The sequence below is a fragment of the Amycolatopsis sp. 505 genome (genome assembly GCF_031625235.1).
Lineage (GTDB): Bacteria > Actinomycetota > Actinomycetes > Mycobacteriales > Pseudonocardiaceae > Amycolatopsis.
This window is the reverse complement of sequence record NZ_JACKQP010000019.1, coordinates 99,554-119,144: the sequence shown is the minus strand read 5'-3', so window position 1 is coordinate 119,144 and position 19,591 is coordinate 99,554. Positions and strand designations below refer to the sequence as shown.

Genomic DNA, 19,591 nt, shown 5'->3' with positions numbered 1-19,591 from the left:
ACGACCCCTCACCCCGCGAATACGACCTCGCCGTCGCCCAAACCGTCCTCCACGTCCACAACCGCGTCACCGACCTCTACAACCACCCCATCAACCAGCTCGAACAACAACTCCGCCTCACCATCGAAGCCCTCCGGGAACGACAAGAACACGAACTGATCAACAACACCGACTTCGGACTCCTCCACAACACCGACCTCAACCAACGCCTCACCACCCGCACCGGACCACCCACCCCCCTCGACCTCGACGACCTGCTCTGCCGCCGCCGCAAAACCCGCTTCTTCCTCGCCCACCCCCACGCCATCGCCGCCTTCGGCCGCCAATGCACCACCCGCCGCATCTACCCGGATACTGTTGTCCTGGACGGGAAGCGGGTCACCGCCTGGCGCGGAGTACCGATCCTGCCCTGCGACAAAATCCCCATCACCACCACCGGCACCACCACCATCCTCGCCATGCGCACCGGCGAAAACGACGCCGGCGTCATCGGCCTCCGCCCCAAAACCCTCCCCGACGAATACCAACCCGGACTCAACATCCGACACATGGGCACCAACGAACGCGCCATCACCTCCTACCTCGTCAGCGCCTACCACTCCGCCGCCGTCCTCGTCCCCGACGCACTCGGCGCCCTCGACGACGTCCAAATCGGCCGCTGAATCCGAAACTCTCGAAGTTGCCGTGGTTTCGAAAGCTGGTGACTACGCCGCTCGCCGCAACGGGAATGGTCACGGCGACCGCGGGCGCTGCCGGGACCGGAACGGCCACGGGAACAACGGCAACCTGCACCACCGTCCAACCGGCACCCCGCGCCCTCACGCCGCCCGGGCCGCACACCGGCCGGGCCGCACGCCGGCCGGGCCGTACGCCGGCCGGGCGAGGCCAGGCCGGCCCTGGCTGGCCCTGGCTGGCCAGGCGGGGGCGAGCGGGGCTGGGCCGGGCCGGACGAGACGAGGCCGGCGCGGCCGGGCCGGTCCACGCGAGGCCGGCGCGGCCGGTCCGGGCCACGCGAGGCTGGGCCAGACCCGGCGAGGCGGGTGAGGCCGGGCCAGCCACACTGCCCGGGCCGGGCGAGGCCAAGCCGGGCCAGACCGGGCGCCGGACCAGACCGGGCGCCGGGCCAGACCGGACGTCCGGGCGAGGCGGGGCCGGGCCAGGCAAGGCGTGGCCGGGCCAGGCACAGCGGGGCCACGCGAGGCCAGGCCAGCCAGCCACACCAGCCCTTCAGCGAGCGGCGCAACCCGCCGTCCACCCCGCCCCTCCACCCCGCGTGTCACCCCACCCACTGCCCAACCCGCCTGGCAGGATCGCCGCATGGAACGTGTGGTCGGTATCGGTGGGTACTTCATCCGTGCGAATGATCCCGCCGCCCTCGGGGCCTGGTATCGCGACTGCCTCGGCCTCGACGCCGACGAACACGGTCTCTGGCAGCAGGAGCCCGGCCCCACCGTCTTCGCCCCCTTCGAGGCCGGGACCGGGTACTTCGGCTCCGAAACCCAGCAGACCATGCTCAACTTCCGGGTCCGCGATCTCGACGCCATGCTCGACCAGCTCCGGGCCCTCGGCGCGGACGTTGCCGAGGAAACCCAGGACATGGCCGGCGTCGGGCGGTTCGGCTGGGTCACCGATCCCGAAGGTCACCGCATCGAGCTCTGGCAGCCCGCCTAAAGCACGAACCCCGTCGGGAACGGGTCGGACGGGTCCAACAGGTAGGTCGCCGTGCCGGTGATCCACGCCCGCCCCGAAAACTCCGGGACCACCGCCGGCACGTCACCCACCGTGGTCTCGGCCACCAGCGAACCGGTGAACGTCGTGCCGATGAACGACGAGTTCTCGAACGGCGTGTGCAGCGGCAGCTCGCCGCGCGCGTGCAGCTGTGCCATCCGGGCGGACGTCCCGGTGCCGCACGGTGACCGGTCGAACCAGCCCGGGTGGATCGCCATCGCGTTCCGCGACGCCCGCGCGTCCGAACCCGGCGCGAGGAACTGGACGTGCTTGCAGCCCCCGATCAAGGGGTCGGCCGGGTGCTTCGGCGGCCGCTGCTCGTTGATCGCCTCCATGATCGCCAGGCCGGCCGCCAGGATCCGGTCCTTCGCCGCCCGGTCGAACGGGATGTCCAAAGAGGACAGGTCCAGGATGGCGTAGAAGTTGCCGCCGTAGGCGAGGTCGTAGCGGACCGTACCCAAGCCGGGCACGGAGACCTCGGCGTCGCGCTCGGCCAGGAACGACGCCACATTGCGCAGCTTGACACTCAGCGCCCGCCCGTCCCGGACCGTGACCTCCGCGTGCACCAGCCCGGCCGGGGTGTCCAGGCGCACCACCGTCGTCGGCTCGGTCACCTCGACCATGCCCGTCTCGACCAGCACCGTCGCCACGCCGATCGTGCCGTGGCCGCACATCGGCAGGCACCCGGACACCTCGATGTACACCACGCCCCAGTCCGCGTCGTCGCGGCACGGTGGCTGCAGGATCGCGCCGCTCATCGCCGAGTGGCCGCGCGGCTCGTTCACCAGGAACTGCCGCAGGTGGTCCAGGTGCGCCATGAAGTACCGGCGCCGCTCGGCCATCGTGGCACCCGGGATCGGGGCCACCCCGCCGGTCACCACCCGGGTCGGCATGCCCTCGGTGTGCGAGTCGACCGCCGTGATCGCGCGTGACGAGCGCATCTACGCCACCCCCAGCGCCGCGAGCGCGCGGCCCATGTCGGCACGAACCTGTTCGCGGTGGACGTCCGAAAGCGGCCCCCGCGGCGGGCGGCACGGCCCCCCGCGCCGGCCCACCATGTCCATCCCGAGCTTGATCGCCTGGACGAACTCGGTGCGCGAATCCCACCGGAACGCGGCCACCAGCGGCTCGTAGAGCGCCCTCGCCTCCTCCAGCTTGCCCGCCCTGGCCAGCTCGAACAGGCGCGCCGACTCGGCCGGGAACACGTTCGGGAACCCGGCGAACCACCCGGTCGCGCCCATCAGCAGGCTCTCCAGGACGACGTCGTCGGCGCCGCTGATCACGGCCAGCTCCGGCGCCCGCTCGCGGATCTCCAGCACGCGGCGGACGTCGCCGGAGAACTCCTTGACCGCCACGACGTTGTCGATCTGCGCGATTTCGGCCAGCAGGTCGGGCGTGAGGTCGACTTTCGTGTCGAACGGGTTGTTGTAGACCATCACCGGCAGCCCCACCGACGCCACCGCCTCGAAGTGCGCGAGCACCTCGCCGCGGTTGGCGCGGTAGAGCGTCGGCGGCAGGCACAGCACGCCGTGCGCGCCGTCCTCGGCCGCCGCCTCGGCCCAGTGGCGGGCCTGGTGCGCGCCGGGGCCGTGGACGCCGACGACGACGATCCCGTCCGTCCCGACGGCCTCGATCGCGGTGCGGGCGACGCGGCGGCGTTCGTCGTCGGTGAGCGAGGAGTACTCGCCGAGGGAGCCGTTCGGGCCGACGCCACGGCAGCCGTTCTCGACGAGCCACCGGCAGTGTTCGGCGTACGCGTCGTAGTCGACGGCCAGCCCGGCCGGTGCGGCGTCGTCGGCCCGGTACGGCAGCGCGGCGGCGACGACCACGCCGCCGAGGTCGCGGGTCCTCATGCTGGGGTCTCCTTCGGATCGGCGAGTTCGCCCATACGGATCGGCTGGGCGATCGGACGGTGGTGGCGCTCGGTGCCCCCGCACAGTTCGGCGACGGCGGGTCCGCACATCCGGCCCTGGCACGGGCCGAGGCCGGCGCGGGTGCCGAGCTTGAGCGCGTGCGGACCGGGGGTGGCCGGGTCCGCGGCGGCGCTTTTCAGGTCGCCGCAGGTGGTTTCCTCGCAACGGCAGACGACGGTGTCCTCGCGCAGCCAGGCGGGCCAGGCCGCGCCGATCGGGTGGGCGGCGGCCAGCCGGCGGGCGAAAGCGCGGGCGTGGTCACGCCGCTTGAGCAACGCGCGGCCCGGCGTCCGCCCGGCCGCGGCCTGACCGGCGACCGCGCCTTCCGCCGCCGCGGCGACCGACCCGCCGATGCCGGTGAGCTCTCCCGCGGCGAACACCCCGTCGACGCTGGTGCGCTGGTCGTCGCCGACCCGGACGAACCCGCCGTCGAGGACGCAGCCGGCCGCGACGGCCAGTTCGGGCTGCGGCACGAAGCCGTGCCCGACGCAGAGGGCGTCGACCTCGTAGGTGCGTTCGGTCCCGGGGACGACCGACCAGTCCGCGCGGACGCGCGCGGTGACGGCTTCGCGGACCCGGTCGTCGCCACGAGCCTCGATCACCGCGCGGCCCATGCGGTACGGGATGCGGTGCCGAGCCAGCGCGCCGGCGTAACGAACCAGTTCGTTCATCTTGCCGACGTGCGCCGCCGCGCGCCACGACCATCCATTGAGGACAGTGCGCGCGGGGTTCGCTTCCAGGACGGCGATTACTCCGGCGCCGACGTCCACCAGGGACTCGGCGACCGGCAGCAGGAACGGCCCGGCCCCGGCGACGAGCACCCGCCGCCCGACCGCGACCCGCTCCCCCTTGGCCAGCGCCTGCGCGGCGCCCGCGGTGAACACGCCGGGCAGCTGCCAGCCGGGGAACGGCAGGACGCGGTCGTGCGCGCCGGTGGCGAGGATCAGCGCGTCGGGTTCGAGGGTGCGGCGCCGCCGGTTCGTCCCGTCGGCCGGGCCGCGCAGGACGTGGACGCGCTTGCCTTCCAAGGCCCAGACGGTGCTTTCCGGCCACCACGCACACCGGCTCAAGAGCGCCTCGAACTGCTGGGAGGCTCCCCGGTGGTACTGCCCGCCGGGCACGTCCGCCTGGTCCAGGACGGTGACCTCGGCCCCGGCGGCGAGCGCGTGCTCGGCCGCCGCGAGCCCCGCGGGCCCGGCACCGACGATGACGACGTGCGTCACGCGCTTTCCTCCCGCGACTGGGTGCGGATCTCGTCGCCGTCGGCGGCGCGGCGGCGGCAGGCGCGGACGTCGGCGACGCCGTTGACCGTGAGCAGGCAGTCGAAGCACGCACCGATCCCGCAGAAGACGCCGCGCGGCGCGCCGGACCTGGTGGTGCGCCAGGACAGCCGGCCGGCGGCGAGGAGCACGCCGGCGACGGTCTGGCCGGCCCGCCCGGTCACGGCCTCGCCGTCGACGGTGATTTCGATCGGCTCGCTCACGCCAGCACCGCCGGACGGTCCACGGTGAACTCTTCCACCGGCATCGACGGGGTCGCGCCGGTCAGCAGCTCGCGCAGCAGCCGGGCCGTCCCGACGCTCAGGCCGATCCCCGCCCCTTCGTGCCCGGTGGCGTGCCAGAGGCCGGCGAGCCTCGGATCCTCGCCGAGCACCGGCAGGTGGTCGTCGACGTACGGCCGGAAGCCGCCGTAGGCGCGCATCACCGCGGCGTCGGCCAGGGCCGGGAAGAGGCGGACCGCCTTGGCCGCGATCGCGCCCAGCACGTCCGGCCGGATGGTGTCGTCGAAGCCCACGCGGCGGCGGGACGAGCCGATCAGCACCGTGCCGCCCCAGGTCGACTCCACCACCGCGGACGTCTGCAGCTCGCCGCTGCCGGTGCCGACCGCGCCGACGTAGTCCGCGTCGTAGACCTTGTGCCGGACCACGCCGGGCATCGGCGTGGTCACCAGGACCTCGCCGCGCCGGGGCCGGACCGCGATCGGCGCGCCGAGCCGGGCCGACACCGGCCCGGACCACGGTCCCGCCGCGTTCACCACCACGTCCGCCTCGACCGGCTCGCCGGCCACGCGGACGCCGGTGATCCGGCCGTCCCGGACCTCGGCGCCGGTGACCTCGGCTTCGGTGCGCAGCCGGGCGCCGTGGCGCAGCGCCGAACCCAGCAGGGCGAGCGCGGCGCCGGCCGGCTGCACCTGGGCGTCCTCCGGGTAGCGGACGGCGGCGGTCACCTCGCGGGTCAGCGCGGGTTCGGCCGCCGCGACGTCCGCCGCGTCGAGGCGCTCGGTGCGCACCCCGGCCCCGGCCTGGGCCTCGGCGAACGCGAGGAGCGCGCCGGCGCCGGCCTCGGTGGTGGCGACGACGACGCCGCCCTTCGGGTCGAACTCCGTCGCGGCCGCCGCGCGCGGGTCGTCTCCGGCGATTTCGGCCAGCACCTGCGGCCACAGCCGGGCGGACAGCTGCGCGAGGGTGAGTTCGGCGCCCGGCCCCTTGTCGGAAACCAGGAGGTTGCCTTCGCCGTGCGACGTCGTGCCGCCCGCGGGCCGGCCGCGGTCGAGGACCAGGACGTCGAGACCGGCCAGGGCGAGTTCCCGGGCGCACGCCGCGCCGACGATACCGGCGCCGATCACCACCACCCGCGTTCGGTTCATCGACCCTCCAGCGTTCGGTATAGCGAACGATAGGTCCCGATCAGGAAGGGTGTCAATCCGGCAGGACGGGGTGCGGCCGGCCGTCGAGGCGTTCCTCCGCGCGGTACTGCAGCAGCAGCACCGACTGCACGGGCCCGTCCGGCGCGGTGTAGCTGTGCGGCTCGCGGGCGTCGAACGCGACGTAGTCGCCGGGCTCGAGGTCCACGCTCCGGCCGGCGACCTCGACGCACAGCCGGCCGGCCTGCACGACGGTGTGCTCGACGCCGACGTGCCCCTGCGAGCGCTGCGGCGCGTCCCCGCGGACGACCTGGTCGTAGACCTCGAAGACGCTGTTCTCGGCCTCGATCCGGCGCAGCGGCCGCAGGTCGACGCCCTCGCCGCGGAGCACCTCGACCCCGGCGGCCCGCACCACGGTCAGTCCCCCGCGCGGGCGGTGGTCGAGCAGGTCGGAAATGGCCACTTCGAGAACCCGGGACAGGCTGAAAACGGTCTCGATGGTCGGGTTGCCGGTGCCGCCCTCGAGCTGCGACAGCGTCGCCTTGCCGATCCCGGACCGCCGGGACAGCTCGGACAGCGACAGGCCACGCGCCGCCCGTGCCGCGCGCAGGTTGACCGCCAGCATGTCGCGGATCGACAGACCGCCGTCATCGTTCGGTAAAGCGTCCATCAGCGACGCCCTTCGTTCGGTTTGCCGATCGTCATGATGCCACGTCGTCGCTAAGCTCGACGGGGTGACACAGTCGATCCTCGGGATGGCCGAGCTGGCCACGCCCATGGCCATCCGGGTGGCGGCGACCCTCGGCCTCGCCGAGCACGGCGAGGCGACGGCCGCCGAACTCGCCTCCCTCACCGATGCGTCCCCCTCCGCGCTGACCTGCCTGCTGGACCACCTGGTCACGGCCGGGGTGTTCGCGTTCGACGCGGAGTCCGGCCGGTACCGGCCCACGGAGCTGGGGGCGCAGCTGCGGGAGGACGGCGTCAAGCTGCTGCTCGACATCGACGCGGCGGGTGGGCGCGCGGATCTCGCGTTCGCCGACCTGCTGGGCACGATCACCACCGGCCGGCCGGCTTACGAGCAGCGGTACGGCCGGGACTTCTGGACGGACCTCGACGCCGAACCCCGGCTGCGGCGCACGTTCGACGCCCAGATGAACTGGCGGTTCCGGGTGCAGGCGCCGCAGATCGCCGCGCGGTTCGGCTGGGGGCGGTTCGCGCGGATCGTCGACGTCGGCGGCGGGGACGGCGTCGTGCTGGCGGAAATCCTGCGCGCCCACCCGTCGGTGCGCGGCTCGGTGCTGGACCTGGCCCCGTCGGCGGCCGCGGCGGCGCGGCGGTTCGCGGCGGACGGGCTCGCCGACCGGGCGGAGGCGGTGCCCGGCAGCTTCTTCGACCCGCTCCCGCCGGGGGCGGACGCGTACGTGCTTTCGGACATCCTGCACGACTGGGACGACGAGCACGCGGCAGCCATCCTCGCCGGTTGCCGCGACGCGGCGGGCGACGACGGCACGGTGGTGGTCATCGAGCCGCTGCGCCAGGCCGCGGGCACGGCCATGGACCTGTTCATGCTGATGTGCTTCGGCGGCCGCGAGAGGACAGCGGCCGAGCTGACGAAGCTGGCCGAGGACTGCGGCCTGGTCCTGCGCGCGACGACAAAGGTGTCCGACGGCCGCACCGCCCTGGAGTTCAGACCGGCCACCCACGCCCGGTCGTGAGTGGTAAGGCGGGTTGGAACCCGCCTTACCACTCACGAGCGCCGCGGCAGGGCGCTCGTCCGGACCGGCCGGGGCTACCGGGTCGTGTACGTCAGGCAGTTCGCCGCGTGGCCGCCCTCGCCGGGGCCGACGCGGATGTTGTCCGCCGTGCACTCCAGTGCCGAGTTGTGCCGGCAGTCCGTCCTCGAGCACGCGCCGACCTGGGCCACGACCCGGTCCAAGCCGCCCTTCGTGTTCAGCGGGACGAAGGTTCCGCAGTCCGCCGATCCGTTGCCGCCGCCGACCGTGATGGCGAAGGCGTGGCAGCCGTCGTGGTTGTAGGAACAGCCGCTGACCGTGCACTCGTGCACGGCCGGCATCTCGGTGGTGGTCATCCGCTCTCCTGGTTCCGTGGTGGGAAAACAGTCGGTTCACCGACGCTCCCACCCGGAACCGGGGCTCGCAACGGACGCGGCCCCGGCCGGGTGACAAACGCCCCCGATCGAGCGCCGGCCCCTCAGTCGGTGAGCGTGTTCGGGTCGCTCGTGCTCGGCCGCCCCGTCTCGACGTGGCCGGCCAGGCGGCGCAGGAAGCGCGGGTCGCGGTCCGACACGATCGAAACGTCGTACCAGTTGCCGCTGCGCCGCGTGTCCACCACCTCGACCACCCGCGCGCCCGGCCGCAGCAGCCGCGACGTCGAACGGCGGGTGTACGCGTCGGTCAGGGTGAGCCGCACCGGCGTCGCGCCGCTGTTGGTCAGCACCAGCGCCAGGTTGCCGCTGCGCCCCTCCGGACGCGCGCTCACCTCGGGCCCGGCCAAGCCGCCGCGGAACTGCCGGACGAACCCGTTCGGACCGTGCGCGGTGTAGTCGTAGCCCCCGGTCACCGGCAGGTTGGCGGCCAGCGAGCAGCCGGCGCCCGCGGTGTACGTCCGTGGGTCGCCCCCGGGCGAGGTGACGTAGAACGTCGCGCCCGCCCGGCCCTGGTTGACGAACGTCAGGTTCAGCGCCGTCCCGACGTGGGCGTCGGCGGCGAGGTCGTACGGCAGCGCCCGCGCCGGCCGCACTCCGGGCTCCTGCTTCGGCAGCACCGCGTGGGCCGGGACGGCGGGCACGTAGTCCGGGTGCCGCAGGCGGTCCGGCGGCTCGTAGCCCGCGGTGTCCGGCAGGGCGGGCACCCGCGCGTCGGTCCGGGCGAAGTCGAACGCCGACGTCAGGTCGCCGCACACCGAGCGGCGCCAGGCCGTGATGTTCGGCTCGTGCACGCCGAAGCGCCGTTCGATGAACCGGATGATCGACGTGTGGTCGAACGTCTCCGAGCAGACGTAGCCGCCCTTGCTCCACGGCGACACCACCAGCATCGGCACGCGCTGGCCGAGCCCGTACGGGCCGGCCGGGTTCGCCGCCGAGCCCGCGAAGACCTCCCCCGTGGTATCCACAGTGGACTGTCCGGCCGTCGCGTACGGCGGGACGACGTGGTCGAAGAAGCCGTCGTTCTCGTCGTAGGTGATGAACAGCGCGGTCTTGCTCCACACGTCCGGGTTCGCGGTGAGCGCGTCGAGAACCTGCGCGATGTACCAGGCGCCGTAGTTCACCGGCCAGTTCGGGTGCTCGCAGAACGCCTCGGGCGCGGTGATCCAGGAAACCTGCGGCAACCGGCCGGCCTTGACGTCGGCGCGCAGCCGGTCGAAGTAGCCCTCGCCTGCCTTGGCGTTCGTGCCGGTGCGGGCCTTCTCGTAGAGGGCGTCGCCGGGCTTCGCGTTGCGGTAGGAGTTGAAGTACAGCAACGAGTTGTCGCCGTAGTTGCCGCGGTAGGCGTCCTCGATCCAGCCCCAGCCGCCGGCGGCGTCGAGACCGTCGCCGATGTCCTGGTAGATCTTCCACGACACCCCGGCCTGCTCCAGGCGCTCGGGGTAGGTCGTCCAGGAGTAGCCCTTTTCGTCGTTGCCGAGGACCGGACCGCCGCCCTTGCCGTCGTTGCCCGTGTACCCGGTCCACATGTAATAGCGGTTCGGGTCGGTCGAGCCCATGAACGAGCAGTGGTAGGCGTCGCAGATGGTGAACGAGTCGGCGAGGGCGTAATGGAACGGGATGTCCTCGCGGGTCAGGTACGCCATGGTGGTCGAACCCTTCGCGGGCACCCACTTGTCGTAGCGGCCCGCGTTCCACGCCGCGTGCGTGTCGTTCCAGCCGTGCGGGAGGTCCTGGATGAACTGCAGGCCCAGGTTGTCCGCTTCGGGACGGAACGGCAGGATGTCGCGCTTGCCGTCCGACTGCGCCCAGACCGACTTGCCGTTCGCCAGGGTCACCGGCCGCGGGTCGCCGAAGCCGCGGACCCCGCGCAGCGTGCCGAAGTAGTGGTCGAACGACCGGTTTTCCTGCATCAGCACCACGATGTGCTCGACGTCCCGCAATGTCCCGGTCCGGTGGTACGCGGGGATCTCCGCCGCGCGGGCGATGCTGGTGGACAGTGCGGAAAGGGCGGCGGTACCGCCGGCCAGCTGCAGAAAACGTCGTCGGTTGACGTCCGTCATGGGGACTCCGGGGGTGTCGTGGTGGCGAGCCGGGTCAGTATGGGCGGCGAAAAGGGAACCTGTCCCGGGACCGAGGCTAACGGCGGGCGAAAGCCTGGTTAACGCCTGCGAGCGGACAGGCTGTTGACAGAGATACGGAAGTACGTACTAATGTATCTCTTCACTATGAATGATGTACCCAACCTGGCCCGGGACGAGGACGACCGGCTCTACTCCCCCGACGTCCGCAGTGCGCTGGCCGGCTTCACCCTCGGCGAAGACACCGGCGTGCTCGAAGCCGCGGCCGCCGTCCGCACGGCCGCGCGGAGCCTCGAGGCGCTGCGCTCCCGGGGCACCGACAGCCGTGGCCTCAGCCCCGGTGCCCTCGACATCCTGATCCGGCTCGCCACCGGCGGCGCGCAGATCAAGGACCTCGCCGCGTCCGCCGGGGTGAGCTCCCGGAACGTGACCGGCCTGGTCGACACCCTCGAACGCGCCGGGCTCGCCGAGCGCGTGCCCGACTCGCGCGACCGGCGGGCGGTCCAGGTCGGGATCACCGCGGAGGGCCGGACGTGGCTGGAGGAGTTCCGGCGGCCGTCCCAGCTCGCCATGGCCGCGCTCTTCCGGGGCTTCACCACCGCCGAGACGGCCCAGCTGCGGCACCTGTGCCTGCGGCTGGCCGAAAACCAGTACCACCTCACCCGCCACCTGGAGGACCGATGACCACGCAGACAAGGGAAACCGTGCAGGCCTACCACCGCGCCCGCTTCGACGGGGACGTGACCGCGGCGGCCGCGCAATTGGCCGGCACGTTCACCTTCCGCAGCCCGCTGATCGAATCCGCCGACGCCCGCGGCCACCTGGACGGCCTCGCGGGATTCGTCGGGGTCGTCACGGGCGTCGACCTGATCAGCGAGCTCTACGGCGAAACGGAAGCCACGCTCGTCTACGACGTGCACACCGCGACCCCGGTCGGCACGCAGCACACGGCGGAGCACTTCCGGTTGCGCGACGGGAAGATCGAAGCCATCACGCTGATCTTCGACGCCACGCGCTGGCACCCGCTGATGGCAGCGATGGCCCGCCCGGGCGCCCGGGTTGTGGAGACCACAGGCTGAGCTCGAACACCGGGCGGGCACCGCCGGGACCGGTGTACCCGGCGCCGGGGGCGGCAAACGCGGGGTGGTTCAGGCCCGTCTCCGCCCAGCGGAGGTCCGAGGGGGGTCGACCTGCGAGCGGAGACGGGAGTTCGAGGCCGGTACGGGGGCCGCCTCGCGGCGGAAGGCTCAACACGGCTCCAGCCGGACTGGTATTCCGTGAAGGCAAGGGGTGAGGCCCGGGGGCACCACCGTACCGACACCCTGTACAACGTCCTGTCCCCGCTGGTGTTCCGGACTTCGAGGGTGACGTGCGTCGCTCAGCGGGCCGCCACGGGCTGCCGCGTCCGGACCGCCCAGCGGGTCAACGCCGGCACGGGCGCGACGGCCGCGAGGAACACGACCGCGACCAGCAACCACCCCGGGCCGCCGAGCCCGCCGACGGCGAGCGTGAACACCCCGGGCCCCACCATCTGCACGGTGGCCGTGGCCGCTTCGGTCGCGCCTTGGTAGGCGCCCTTGGCGTCTTCGCGCATCAGCCGCACCGACAGGCCCCAGTTGGCGGCCACGTACGCCAGCTCGCCGACGACGTGCAGCACCGCAGCCAGTCCCACCACCGCGATCGCGGCTGCGCCCGACCCGCCGGACGTCGTGGCGAGCAGCACGCAGCTCACCGCGAGCACCACGCCGGACACCACCGCCGTCCGCGCGGCCTGGCCGGTCGTGCGGGCGAAGCGGGCGAACGGCACCTGGAACACCGCGATCCCGACGGAACTGAGCACGACCACGACCCCGCCGAGGCCCAGCGGCAGGTGCGTCCGGCCGGACAGCCAGAGCGGCAGGCCGGCCGACAACATGGCCCAGCACAGCGAAAGCACGGCCGTGGCCGCGGTGACGCACAGGTACGGCCGGTCCGTCAGCACCGCCCGGGTCGAAGTCCGGACCGGGGTCCGGGCGGGTGCGGGCACGAGCAGGGTCGCGCCGGCGAGCACCAGGAAGCTGACGGCGTTCCCGGCGATGGCCAGGGTGTAGGCCCACCGCGCGTCGGCGGTGAGCACCAGCGCGCCGAGCCCGGCACCGGCGGCGTACCCGACGTGCTGGGCCACCCGCTGCTGCGCCAGCACGCGCACCCGTTCGGCGGGTTCGGTGACGAGCGCCGTGACGAGCGCGGTCCGCACCGCCGTGCCGCCGGTGGCCAAGGCGGTGAACGGCACCGTCACGGCCAGGAACGACCAGGTGCCGTCCACCGCGAGGTAACCGGCCATCGCGGCGGCCCGCACGAGCGTGAGCACGACCAGGACCGGCCGCGCGCCCGCCCGGTCGGCGAAGGCGCCCAACGGCACGGCGGCGGCCATGCCGACGGCGCTCGCCACGGCGAGTCCGGCGCCGACCGTGACCGGCGGGAGCCCGGCGATCCGGGTGAGGTACAGCGCCCAGATCGTGAACCAGAGGCCGTCGCCGAGCGCGGAAACCCCGCGGCCCCACAGGAGACTTCGCATGCATCCACCCTTCACGAGGATGTGAAGGGTAGTTCCCGGTCGACGCCGTAAGCAATCATCATTCACGTACTCGTGAAGCGTGCTAGGCTCGCGCGCGTCGGAAGGAACGGTGATGGGCGGACTGGTCGATGCGGGCAACGCGGTCCAGGGCGCGATCGTCGAGCTGACGCGCGAGCTGGCCGACCCGGTGCGGCTCACGGCCCTGCAGGTGCTGGCGGCGGAAGGCCCGCACACGATGGTGCAGCTGGCCGACGCGCTCGGGGTGACCGCACCCCGGCTGGGCAACCACTTGGCCCGCCTGCGAGCGGCGGGGCTGGTGACGGTCGAACACACCGGGCGGCACGCGATGTACCGCGTCGGCCGCGAAGACCTCCTGGGCGTGCTCACCGCCCTCGCGCACTACGCCGGCAACGAGAGCATCGCGCCACCGGATCGGACGGAGTCGGGCGCGGACCTCGCGCACACGTGTTACGACCACGCGGCGGGACGGCTCGGCGTGGCGGTGTTCGCCTTGCTCGTCGCGCGGGAAGCGTTGCGGCCGCCGGACGGTTCCGCGGCGGACGTCGTCCTCGGCGACGACCTGTCGGCGTTCCGGGACCTCGGGGTCACCCCGGCGGAGGTGGCCCCGGGCCGCCGCCGCCCGGCGACGGCGTGCCTGGACCGCACCCACCGCGTCCCCCACCTCGGAGGCGTCCTCGGCCACGAAGTCCTGGAGGCGTTCCTGGCCGACGGCCTGGTCCGGCGGGGCCCGGGAGAGCGCGAACTGCGGATCACCCCACGGGGGCGCCGCCGGTTCGGTACCCTGCTGCCGGGTTTCTGACAGTCGTCAGCGCCGCCCGGAGCGCGACGCGGCGAGGTACTCCCGGTTCAGCGTCGCGATGCTCGCGAACGGGATCCCCTTCGGGCACGACGCCACGCACTCCCCCGTGTTCGTGCAGCCGCCGAAACCCTCGGCGTCCATCGCCTCCACCATGTCGAGGACCCGGCTCGCGCGTTCCGGCCCACCCTGCGGCAGTAAGCTCAGATGCGTCACCTTCGCCGCCGTGAACAGGGTTGCCGAGCCGTTCGGGCAGGCCGCCACGCAGGCGCCGCAGCCGATGCACGTGGCGTTGTCGAACGCCAGGTCCGCGTCCGGCTTGGGGACCGGTGTCGCGTGGGCGTCGGGGGCGCTTCCCGTCGGCGCGCTGACGTACCCGCCCGCCTGGACGATCCGGTCGAGCGCCGAACGGTCGACCACCAGGTCCTTGATGATCGGGAACCCCGCCGCGCGCCACGGTTCCACGTCGATCACGTCGCCGTCGGCGAAGGAGCGCAGGTGGAGCTGGCACGACGTCGTGCGCTCGGGGCCGTGGGCGCGGCCGTTGATCACCACGCCGCACGAGCCGCAGATGCCTTCGCGGCAGTCGTGGTCGAACGCCACCGGTTCGTCGCCCTCCTCGATCAGCCGCTGGTTCAGGACGTCCAGCAGCTCGAGGAACGACATCTCCGGGCTGACGTCGTCGACCGGGTAGGCGACCAGCCGCCCTTCCGCGGCCGGGCCGGCCTGCCGCCAGACGCGGACGGTGAGTTTCATGTGTAGCTCCGCTGGGTCGGGTGGACGTGCTCGAAAACCAGTTCTTCGCGGTGCAGCACCGGCTCGGCGCCGTACTCCCACGCGGCGACGTGCGCGAAGTTCTCGTCGTCCCGCAGCGCCTCCCCCGAGGACGTCTGGTGTTCTTCGCGGAAGTGCCCGCCGCACGATTCCTCGCGCGCGAGGGCGTCGACGAGCATCAGCTCGGCCAGCTCCAGGAAGTCCGCGACGCGGTTGGCCTTCTCCAGCTCCTGGTTGAGCTCCGCGCCGCCGCCCGGGATGCGGACGTCCCGCCAGAACTCCGCCCGGAGCCCGGGCACCCGGTCGAGGGCCTTGCGCAGGCCTTCGCGGGTGCGGGACATCCCGCAGTGGTCCCACATCAGCAACCCCAGCTCGCGGTGGAACGAGTCGACCGACCGCGTCCCCCGCACCGCCAGGAGCCGGGAGATCCGCTCGCGCACCTCGGTCTCCACTTCGAGAACCGCGGATTCGGGGACGTCGTCGAGCCGGGTGCCGCCGAGGTAGTCGTTCACCGTCGCCGGGAGCACGAAGTAGCCGTCGGCGAGGCCCTGCATCAGCGCCGACGCGCCGAGCCGGTTGGCGCCGTGGTCGGAGAAGTTCGCCTCGCCGATCACGAACAGCCCGGGGATGGTGCTCTGCAGGTCGTAGTCCACCCACAGCCCGCCCATCGTGTAGTGGATGGCCGGGTAGATCCGCATCGGCACCGCGTACGGATCTTCCGCGGTGATGCGCTGGTACATGTCGAAGAGATTGCCGTAGCGGGCCTCGATCGCCGGGCGGCCCAGGCGCGCGATCGCGTCGGCGAAGTCGAGGTAGACGCCGAGACCGCCGGGACCGACGCCGAAGCCGGCGTCGCACACGTTCTTCGCCGCTCGCGAGGCGATGTCGCGCGGCACGAGGTTGCCGAAGCTCGGGTATAGGCGTTCGAGGTAGTAGTCGCGCTCGTCCTCGGGGATCTCCCCCGGCGGCCGCGTGTCGCCGGCCTGCTTCGGGACCCAGATGCGGCCGTCGTTGCGCAGCGACTCGCTCATCAGCGTCAGCTTCGACTGGTGCTCGCCCGACCGCGGGATGCACGTGGGGTGGATCTGGGTGAAGCACGGGTTCGCGAAGTACGCACCGCGTTTGTGCGCCCGCCAGATCGCGGTGGCGTTGGAGCCCTTCGCGTTCGTCGAGAGGGAGAAGACGTTGCCGTACCCACCGGTGGCGAGCACGACGGCGTCCGCGAGGTGTGTGGTGATCTCACCGGTGACCAGGTCGCGCGCGACGATGCCGCGGGCCCGGCCGCCGGCCACGACGAGGTCGAGCATTTCGGTGCGCGCGTGCAGCTCGACGTTCCCGGCGTCGATCTGCCGGGACAGCGCCTGGTACGCGCCGATCAGCAGCTGCTGGCCGGTCTGGCCGCGAGCGTAGAACGTCCGCTGCACCTGCACGCCGCCGAACGACCGCGTGTCCAGGAGGCCGCCGTACTCGCGGGCGAACGGGACGCCCTGGGCGACGGCCTGGTCGATGATCTGCGCCGACACCTGGGCCAGCCGGTACACATTGGACTCCCGGGCCCGGAAGTCGCCGCCCTTGACCGTGTCGTGGAAGAGCCGGTACACCGAGTCGCCGTCGTTGCGGTAGTTCTTCGCGGCGTTGATGCCGCCCTGGGCGGCGACGGAGTGCGCGCGCCGCGGGGAGTCCTGGAAGCAGAACTGGACGACGTGGTAGCCCTGCTCGGCCAGCGTCGCGCCGGCCGAGCCGCCGGCCAGCCCGGTGCCCACCACGATCACCCGGTGCCGGCGCCGGTTCGCCGGGTTGACCAGCTTCGCGGCGAACTTCCGTTCGTCCCAGCGCTGTTCCAGCGGAACCGGCGGGGTTTTGGTGTCGGCGATCGGGTCGCCGACGCGGTAGTCGGCCATCAGTGCACCAGTCCCGTCATGATCGCGACCGGGACGAGGGCGTAGCCGCCCGCGACCACGACCGCCGTCGTGCTGCCGAAGATCCGGATCGCGCGCTCCCGCCGCGGGCGGGTGACGCCGAGCGTGCGCGCGGCGCTCGCGAAGCCGTGGTGGATGTGCAGGCCCAGCATGGCCAGGGCGACGAGGTAGATCAGGTTGACCCACCAGACCCGGAAGTCCGCGACGAGGTTGTGGTACGGGTCGCCCGGGACGAAGTCCTGGTTCACCGTGCCGACGGTGAAGTCCAGGAGGTGCCAGACGACGAACACCGCGAGCGTCGCGCCGCCCCAGCGCATCGTCCGCACCGCGAAGGTCCCGTGCGACGGCGGCCGGTGGGCGTACCGGACCGGGCGGGCGCGGCGGTCGCGGCGGGCCAGCTGCACGGCCGCGGTGACGTGCAGGACCAGCGCGGCGAGCAGGACCGCGCGCTGGAGCCAGAGGAACCACTCGCGGCGCAGCACCGGTTCGCCGATCGTGCGCAGCCAGCCCGCGTAGTGGTTGAGGTCGCCGGCCCCCAGGAACGTCTTGAGGTTGCCGACCATGTGCGCGAACACGAAGGCGAGCAGGAGCAGGCCGCTCACCGCCATGACGGCTTTCTTGCCGATCGTCGAGGCCCAGAAGCGCCGGACGGCGGAGCGCCGGTGCGGGGCGAGGGTGTTCACCACCCGATCGACGGTAGGAGCGCGTCGACCAGAGGTCAAAGACATGATGACTCTGTTGTCGATAGGCTGTGGCTATGCAGTTCCAGCAGCTCGCGTACTTCGTCGCCGTCGCGGAGCACCGGCACTTCACCCGCGCCGCCGAACAGGTGCGGGTGGCGCAGCCGTCGCTGTCCCAGCAGATCCGCGCGCTCGAACACGACCTCGGCGCCCCGCTGTTCCACCGGATCCGCGGCAACGTCACGCTCACCGAGGCCGGCGAGACGCTGCTGCCGATCGCGCGGCGGATCCTCGCCGACACCGAAACCGCGCGGCTGGCCATCCGCGAGCTGGCCGAGCTCGACCGCGGCCGCGTCCGGCTGGGTGCGCCGCCGAGCCTGTGCACGGGCCTGCTGCCCGCGATGCTCGCGGCCTTCCGCCGCCGGTACCCGGGCATCCAGCTGGAGCTGCACGAGAGCGGGTCGGGTGACCTGCGGCAGCGGCTGGCCGAGGGCGCGCTGGACCTGGCGCTGCTGGCGGGCGCCCGGATCACCGCCGACGCCGGCCTGACGGCGACCCCGCTGCTGCTGGAGGAGCTGGTGGTGATCTCCGCCCCGGAGGCGCCGGTCGCCGGTGACCGCCTCGGCATCGGGCAGCTCGCCGACGTCCCGCTGGTGATGTTCCGCCGCGGTTACGACGTCCGGGAAGCGACGGTCAACGCCTGCGGCGCGGCCGGGTTCGAGCCGTCGTTCGCGATCGAGGGCGGCGAGATGGACGCGGTGCTGGAACTGGTCCGTGCGGGGGTCGGCGCGGCGGTGGTGCCGAGCACGGTGGCCGGCGACCGGTTCCGGATGACCCGCTTCACGCCCGACGCGGGGATGACGCGCGTGGTGCAGCTGGCCCACCGCGCCGATCTGGAACCGACCCGGGCGGTGCGCGCGCTGCGGGCGGCGATCGCGGGGTTCGTGGCCGACCGGGCCCGGCGGGAGAGCCTGCCGCCGGGCATCGAGTCCCTGGTGGACGAGGTCAGCTGAGGCCGAACCGCTCGGCGAACCCCGCCATCTCCGCCCGCCTGCGGCCGGGTTCCGCCGTGCCGGGCGTCACGACGATGCGGGTCACCCCTTGCCGGGCCAGCTCCTCGACGTCCTCTGTGGACATGTCCAGCGCACCCCAGCGCGTGTACTCGATGGTCTCCGGGTCGCTCGCGGTGGCCCGGACGAGCTCGAACTGGCGGCGGCGTTCGTCCGCGGTGAGCGCGCCGCCGGGGAAGTACCCGTCGCCGCGCCGGCCGGCCCGGCGGGCCGCGGCCGTGCTCGAACCGCCGACGTGGATCGGCAACGTGCGGACGCCGGCCGGCTTCGGAAAGATGCAGGCGTCCTCGAAGGAGAAGAACTCGCCGGCGAAGGAGACGCCCTCTTCACCGCCCGCCCAAAGCAGGCGCAGGACGTCGATGGCCTCGTCGGTCCGGCGGCCGCGGGTGGCGAAGTCGACGCCGGCCGCCCGTGCCTCGCCGGGCAGGGCGCCGACGCCGACGGTGAGCAGCCGCATGCGTCCGCCGGACAGCACGTCGATCGTCGCGAGCCGCTTGGCCAGCACGACCGGGTGGTGGTAGGGCAACAGCAGGACGCCGGTGCCCAGCAGGATGCGGCTCGTGACGGCGGCGACGAAGCTGAGGCACTCCAACGGGTCCGCGAACGGCAGCGACGGCGGCAGCGCCATCGGCCCGATCTTCGCGCCCGGGTACAGGGCGACGTGCTCCGGCAGGTACAACGACTCGAACCCGCACTCCTCCGCGTCCCGGGCGAACCCGGCGATCGTTTCCGGGCCGGCGCCGAAGAAGGGGGTGCTGTAGCTGATTCCGAACTTCACCCACGGAAAGCTAAAGGTTGCCGTGCACGTCAAGGCAACTTCGTCAAGCGGGTCAAAGCGGCGAACCCGTCGTCGGTCCCGGGCCAGTGGGCCCGCACGGCCTCGAGCCCGGCGCGGCGCACGACCGAGCGCAGGACGGCGCTGACGATGATGGCGTCGTCGGCGTACCCGAGCACCGGGATGAAGTCCGGCACCAGGTCGATCGGCAGCGCGAGGTAGGCCAGCAGGAGGCCGAGCCGGATCCGGACCCCGCGTGGCAGCGTCTTGTCGGCGGCCAGCCGGCGCACGAGCCGCAGCACGTCCGGCAGCAGCCGCAGCGCCTCCCGCAGCAGTCCCCCGCGCGGCCGGACGATCACGAGCGCGACGACGAGGGCGGCCCACGCGAGCAGCAGGGCGGCCGCGACCCCGATCAGCAGATCCCACCAGAACGCTCCCGTCACCCGCTCGAGGTTACGGGTGCGTCCCGC

General features: G+C 72.9%; 21 protein-coding genes. 7 read left to right on the top strand and 14 right to left on the bottom strand.

The features are described 5' to 3' along the window. Both H5965_RS44320 and H5965_RS44315 read left to right on the top strand, forming a co-directional pair. The coding region (locus tag H5965_RS44320) for a family 2B encapsulin nanocompartment shell protein (protein ID WP_396137004.1) at positions 1-662 on the top strand (662 nt) is incomplete at its 5' end. Between the two features lie 655 nt (positions 663-1,317). Beyond that, entirely contained in the window at positions 1,318-1,671 is a 354-nt protein-coding gene (locus tag H5965_RS44315; protein ID WP_310977312.1) for a VOC family protein, read from the top strand. Here H5965_RS44315 and H5965_RS44310 read toward each other — a convergent pair. From H5965_RS44310 to H5965_RS44285, 6 genes are read right to left on the bottom strand one after another with little or no spacing between them, the layout of a single operon-like run. Then, positions 1,668-2,669 (bottom strand): proline racemase family protein, encoded by a 1,002-nt coding sequence (locus H5965_RS44310; protein ID WP_310977311.1) that lies wholly within the window; start codon positions 2,667-2,669, stop codon positions 1,668-1,670. The genes H5965_RS44315 and H5965_RS44310 overlap by 4 nt on opposite strands. Beyond that, positions 2,670-3,581 (bottom strand): dihydrodipicolinate synthase family protein, encoded by a 912-nt coding sequence (locus H5965_RS44305; RefSeq protein ID WP_310977310.1) that lies wholly within the window; start codon positions 3,579-3,581, stop codon positions 2,670-2,672. Then, entirely contained in the window at positions 3,578-4,864 is a 1,287-nt protein-coding gene (locus H5965_RS44300) for an NAD(P)/FAD-dependent oxidoreductase (protein WP_310977309.1), read from the bottom strand. Before H5965_RS44300 ends, H5965_RS44305 begins: the two co-directional genes overlap by 4 nt. Beyond that, positions 4,861-5,124: a (2Fe-2S)-binding protein gene (locus H5965_RS44295; RefSeq protein ID WP_310977308.1), complete on the bottom strand. Its 264-nt coding sequence runs from the start codon at positions 5,122-5,124 to the stop codon at positions 4,861-4,863. Before H5965_RS44295 ends, H5965_RS44300 begins: the two co-directional genes overlap by 4 nt. Next, on the bottom strand, positions 5,121-6,287 hold the full coding sequence (locus tag H5965_RS44290) for an FAD-dependent oxidoreductase (RefSeq protein ID WP_310977307.1): 1,167 nt from the start codon (positions 6,285-6,287) through the stop codon (positions 5,121-5,123). Before H5965_RS44290 ends, H5965_RS44295 begins: the two co-directional genes overlap by 4 nt. Positions 6,288-6,339: 52 nt before the next feature. Continuing rightward, positions 6,340-6,954: an XRE family transcriptional regulator gene (locus H5965_RS44285; protein ID WP_310977306.1), complete on the bottom strand. Its 615-nt coding sequence runs from the start codon at positions 6,952-6,954 to the stop codon at positions 6,340-6,342. 64 nt (positions 6,955-7,018) lie between these two features. Here H5965_RS44285 and H5965_RS44280 point away from each other — a divergent pair, with 64 nt between their 5' ends. Next, entirely contained in the window at positions 7,019-7,999 is a 981-nt protein-coding gene (locus H5965_RS44280) for a methyltransferase (protein WP_310977305.1), read from the top strand. Between the two features lie 74 nt (positions 8,000-8,073). Here H5965_RS44280 and H5965_RS44275 read toward each other — a convergent pair whose 3' ends face one another. Together H5965_RS44275 and H5965_RS44270 are read right to left on the bottom strand one after the other, a co-directional pair. Further along, entirely contained in the window at positions 8,074-8,373 is a 300-nt protein-coding gene (locus tag H5965_RS44275; protein ID WP_310977304.1) for a DUF1540 domain-containing protein, read from the bottom strand. Between the two features lie 122 nt (positions 8,374-8,495). Next, complete coding sequence (locus H5965_RS44270) at positions 8,496-10,511, bottom strand: phosphocholine-specific phospholipase C (protein WP_310977303.1); 2,016 nt, start codon at positions 10,509-10,511, stop codon at positions 8,496-8,498. Positions 10,512-10,676: 165 nt separating this feature from the next. Between H5965_RS44270 and H5965_RS44265 the strand changes: the two genes are divergently transcribed. Together H5965_RS44265 and H5965_RS44260 are read left to right on the top strand one after the other, a co-directional pair. Continuing rightward, positions 10,677-11,213 (top strand): MarR family transcriptional regulator, encoded by a 537-nt coding sequence (locus H5965_RS44265; protein WP_310977302.1) that lies wholly within the window; start codon positions 10,677-10,679, stop codon positions 11,211-11,213. After that, positions 11,210-11,608: a hypothetical protein gene (locus H5965_RS44260; protein ID WP_310977301.1), complete on the top strand. Its 399-nt coding sequence runs from the start codon at positions 11,210-11,212 to the stop codon at positions 11,606-11,608. Before H5965_RS44265 ends, H5965_RS44260 begins: the two co-directional genes overlap by 4 nt. Positions 11,609-11,907: 299 nt before the next feature. Here the strand turns inward: H5965_RS44260 and H5965_RS44255 are convergent, their stop codons facing one another. Next, a complete protein-coding gene (locus H5965_RS44255; RefSeq protein WP_310977300.1) occupies positions 11,908-13,086 on the bottom strand; it encodes an MFS transporter in 1,179 nt (392 codons plus the stop codon). 112 nt (positions 13,087-13,198) lie between these two features. Between H5965_RS44255 and H5965_RS44250 the strand changes: the two genes are divergently transcribed. Then, entirely contained in the window at positions 13,199-13,906 is a 708-nt protein-coding gene (locus H5965_RS44250) for a metalloregulator ArsR/SmtB family transcription factor (protein WP_310977299.1), read from the top strand. Positions 13,907-13,912: 6 nt separating this feature from the next. Here H5965_RS44250 and H5965_RS44245 read toward each other — a convergent pair whose 3' ends face one another. Genes H5965_RS44245 through H5965_RS44235 form a run of 3 tightly spaced genes read right to left on the bottom strand, consistent with a single transcriptional unit; the run spans position 13,913 to position 17,282 of the window. Further along, positions 13,913-14,659 carry a succinate dehydrogenase/fumarate reductase iron-sulfur subunit gene (locus H5965_RS44245; protein ID WP_310977298.1) on the bottom strand — a complete coding sequence of 249 codons (747 nt, stop codon included), beginning with the start codon at positions 14,657-14,659 and terminating at the stop codon, positions 13,913-13,915. Continuing rightward, positions 14,656-16,578 (bottom strand): fumarate reductase/succinate dehydrogenase flavoprotein subunit, encoded by a 1,923-nt coding sequence (locus H5965_RS44240; protein WP_310977297.1) that lies wholly within the window; start codon positions 16,576-16,578, stop codon positions 14,656-14,658. The genes H5965_RS44245 and H5965_RS44240 overlap by 4 nt, the downstream gene beginning before the upstream one ends. Then, the gene (locus tag H5965_RS44235; RefSeq protein ID WP_310977296.1) at positions 16,578-17,282 is read right to left on the bottom strand and encodes a succinate dehydrogenase cytochrome b subunit; all 705 of its coding nucleotides are present in this window, start codon (positions 17,280-17,282) and stop codon (positions 16,578-16,580) included. Before H5965_RS44235 ends, H5965_RS44240 begins: the two co-directional genes overlap by 1 nt. A gap of 71 nt (positions 17,283-17,353) precedes the next feature. Here H5965_RS44235 and H5965_RS44230 point away from each other — a divergent pair, with 71 nt between their 5' ends. Further along, on the top strand, positions 17,354-18,289 hold the full coding sequence (locus H5965_RS44230) for a LysR substrate-binding domain-containing protein (RefSeq protein WP_310977295.1): 936 nt from the start codon (positions 17,354-17,356) through the stop codon (positions 18,287-18,289). Here the strand turns inward: H5965_RS44230 and H5965_RS44225 are convergent. Both H5965_RS44225 and H5965_RS44220 read right to left on the bottom strand, forming a co-directional pair. Further along, on the bottom strand, positions 18,282-19,124 hold the full coding sequence (locus H5965_RS44225) for a TIGR03619 family F420-dependent LLM class oxidoreductase (protein WP_310977294.1): 843 nt from the start codon (positions 19,122-19,124) through the stop codon (positions 18,282-18,284). The genes H5965_RS44230 and H5965_RS44225 overlap by 8 nt on opposite strands. Positions 19,125-19,153: 29 nt before the next feature. Next, on the bottom strand, positions 19,154-19,564 hold the full coding sequence (locus tag H5965_RS44220; protein ID WP_310977293.1) for a YkvA family protein: 411 nt from the start codon (positions 19,562-19,564) through the stop codon (positions 19,154-19,156). Positions 19,565-19,591 lie beyond the last annotated feature (27 nt).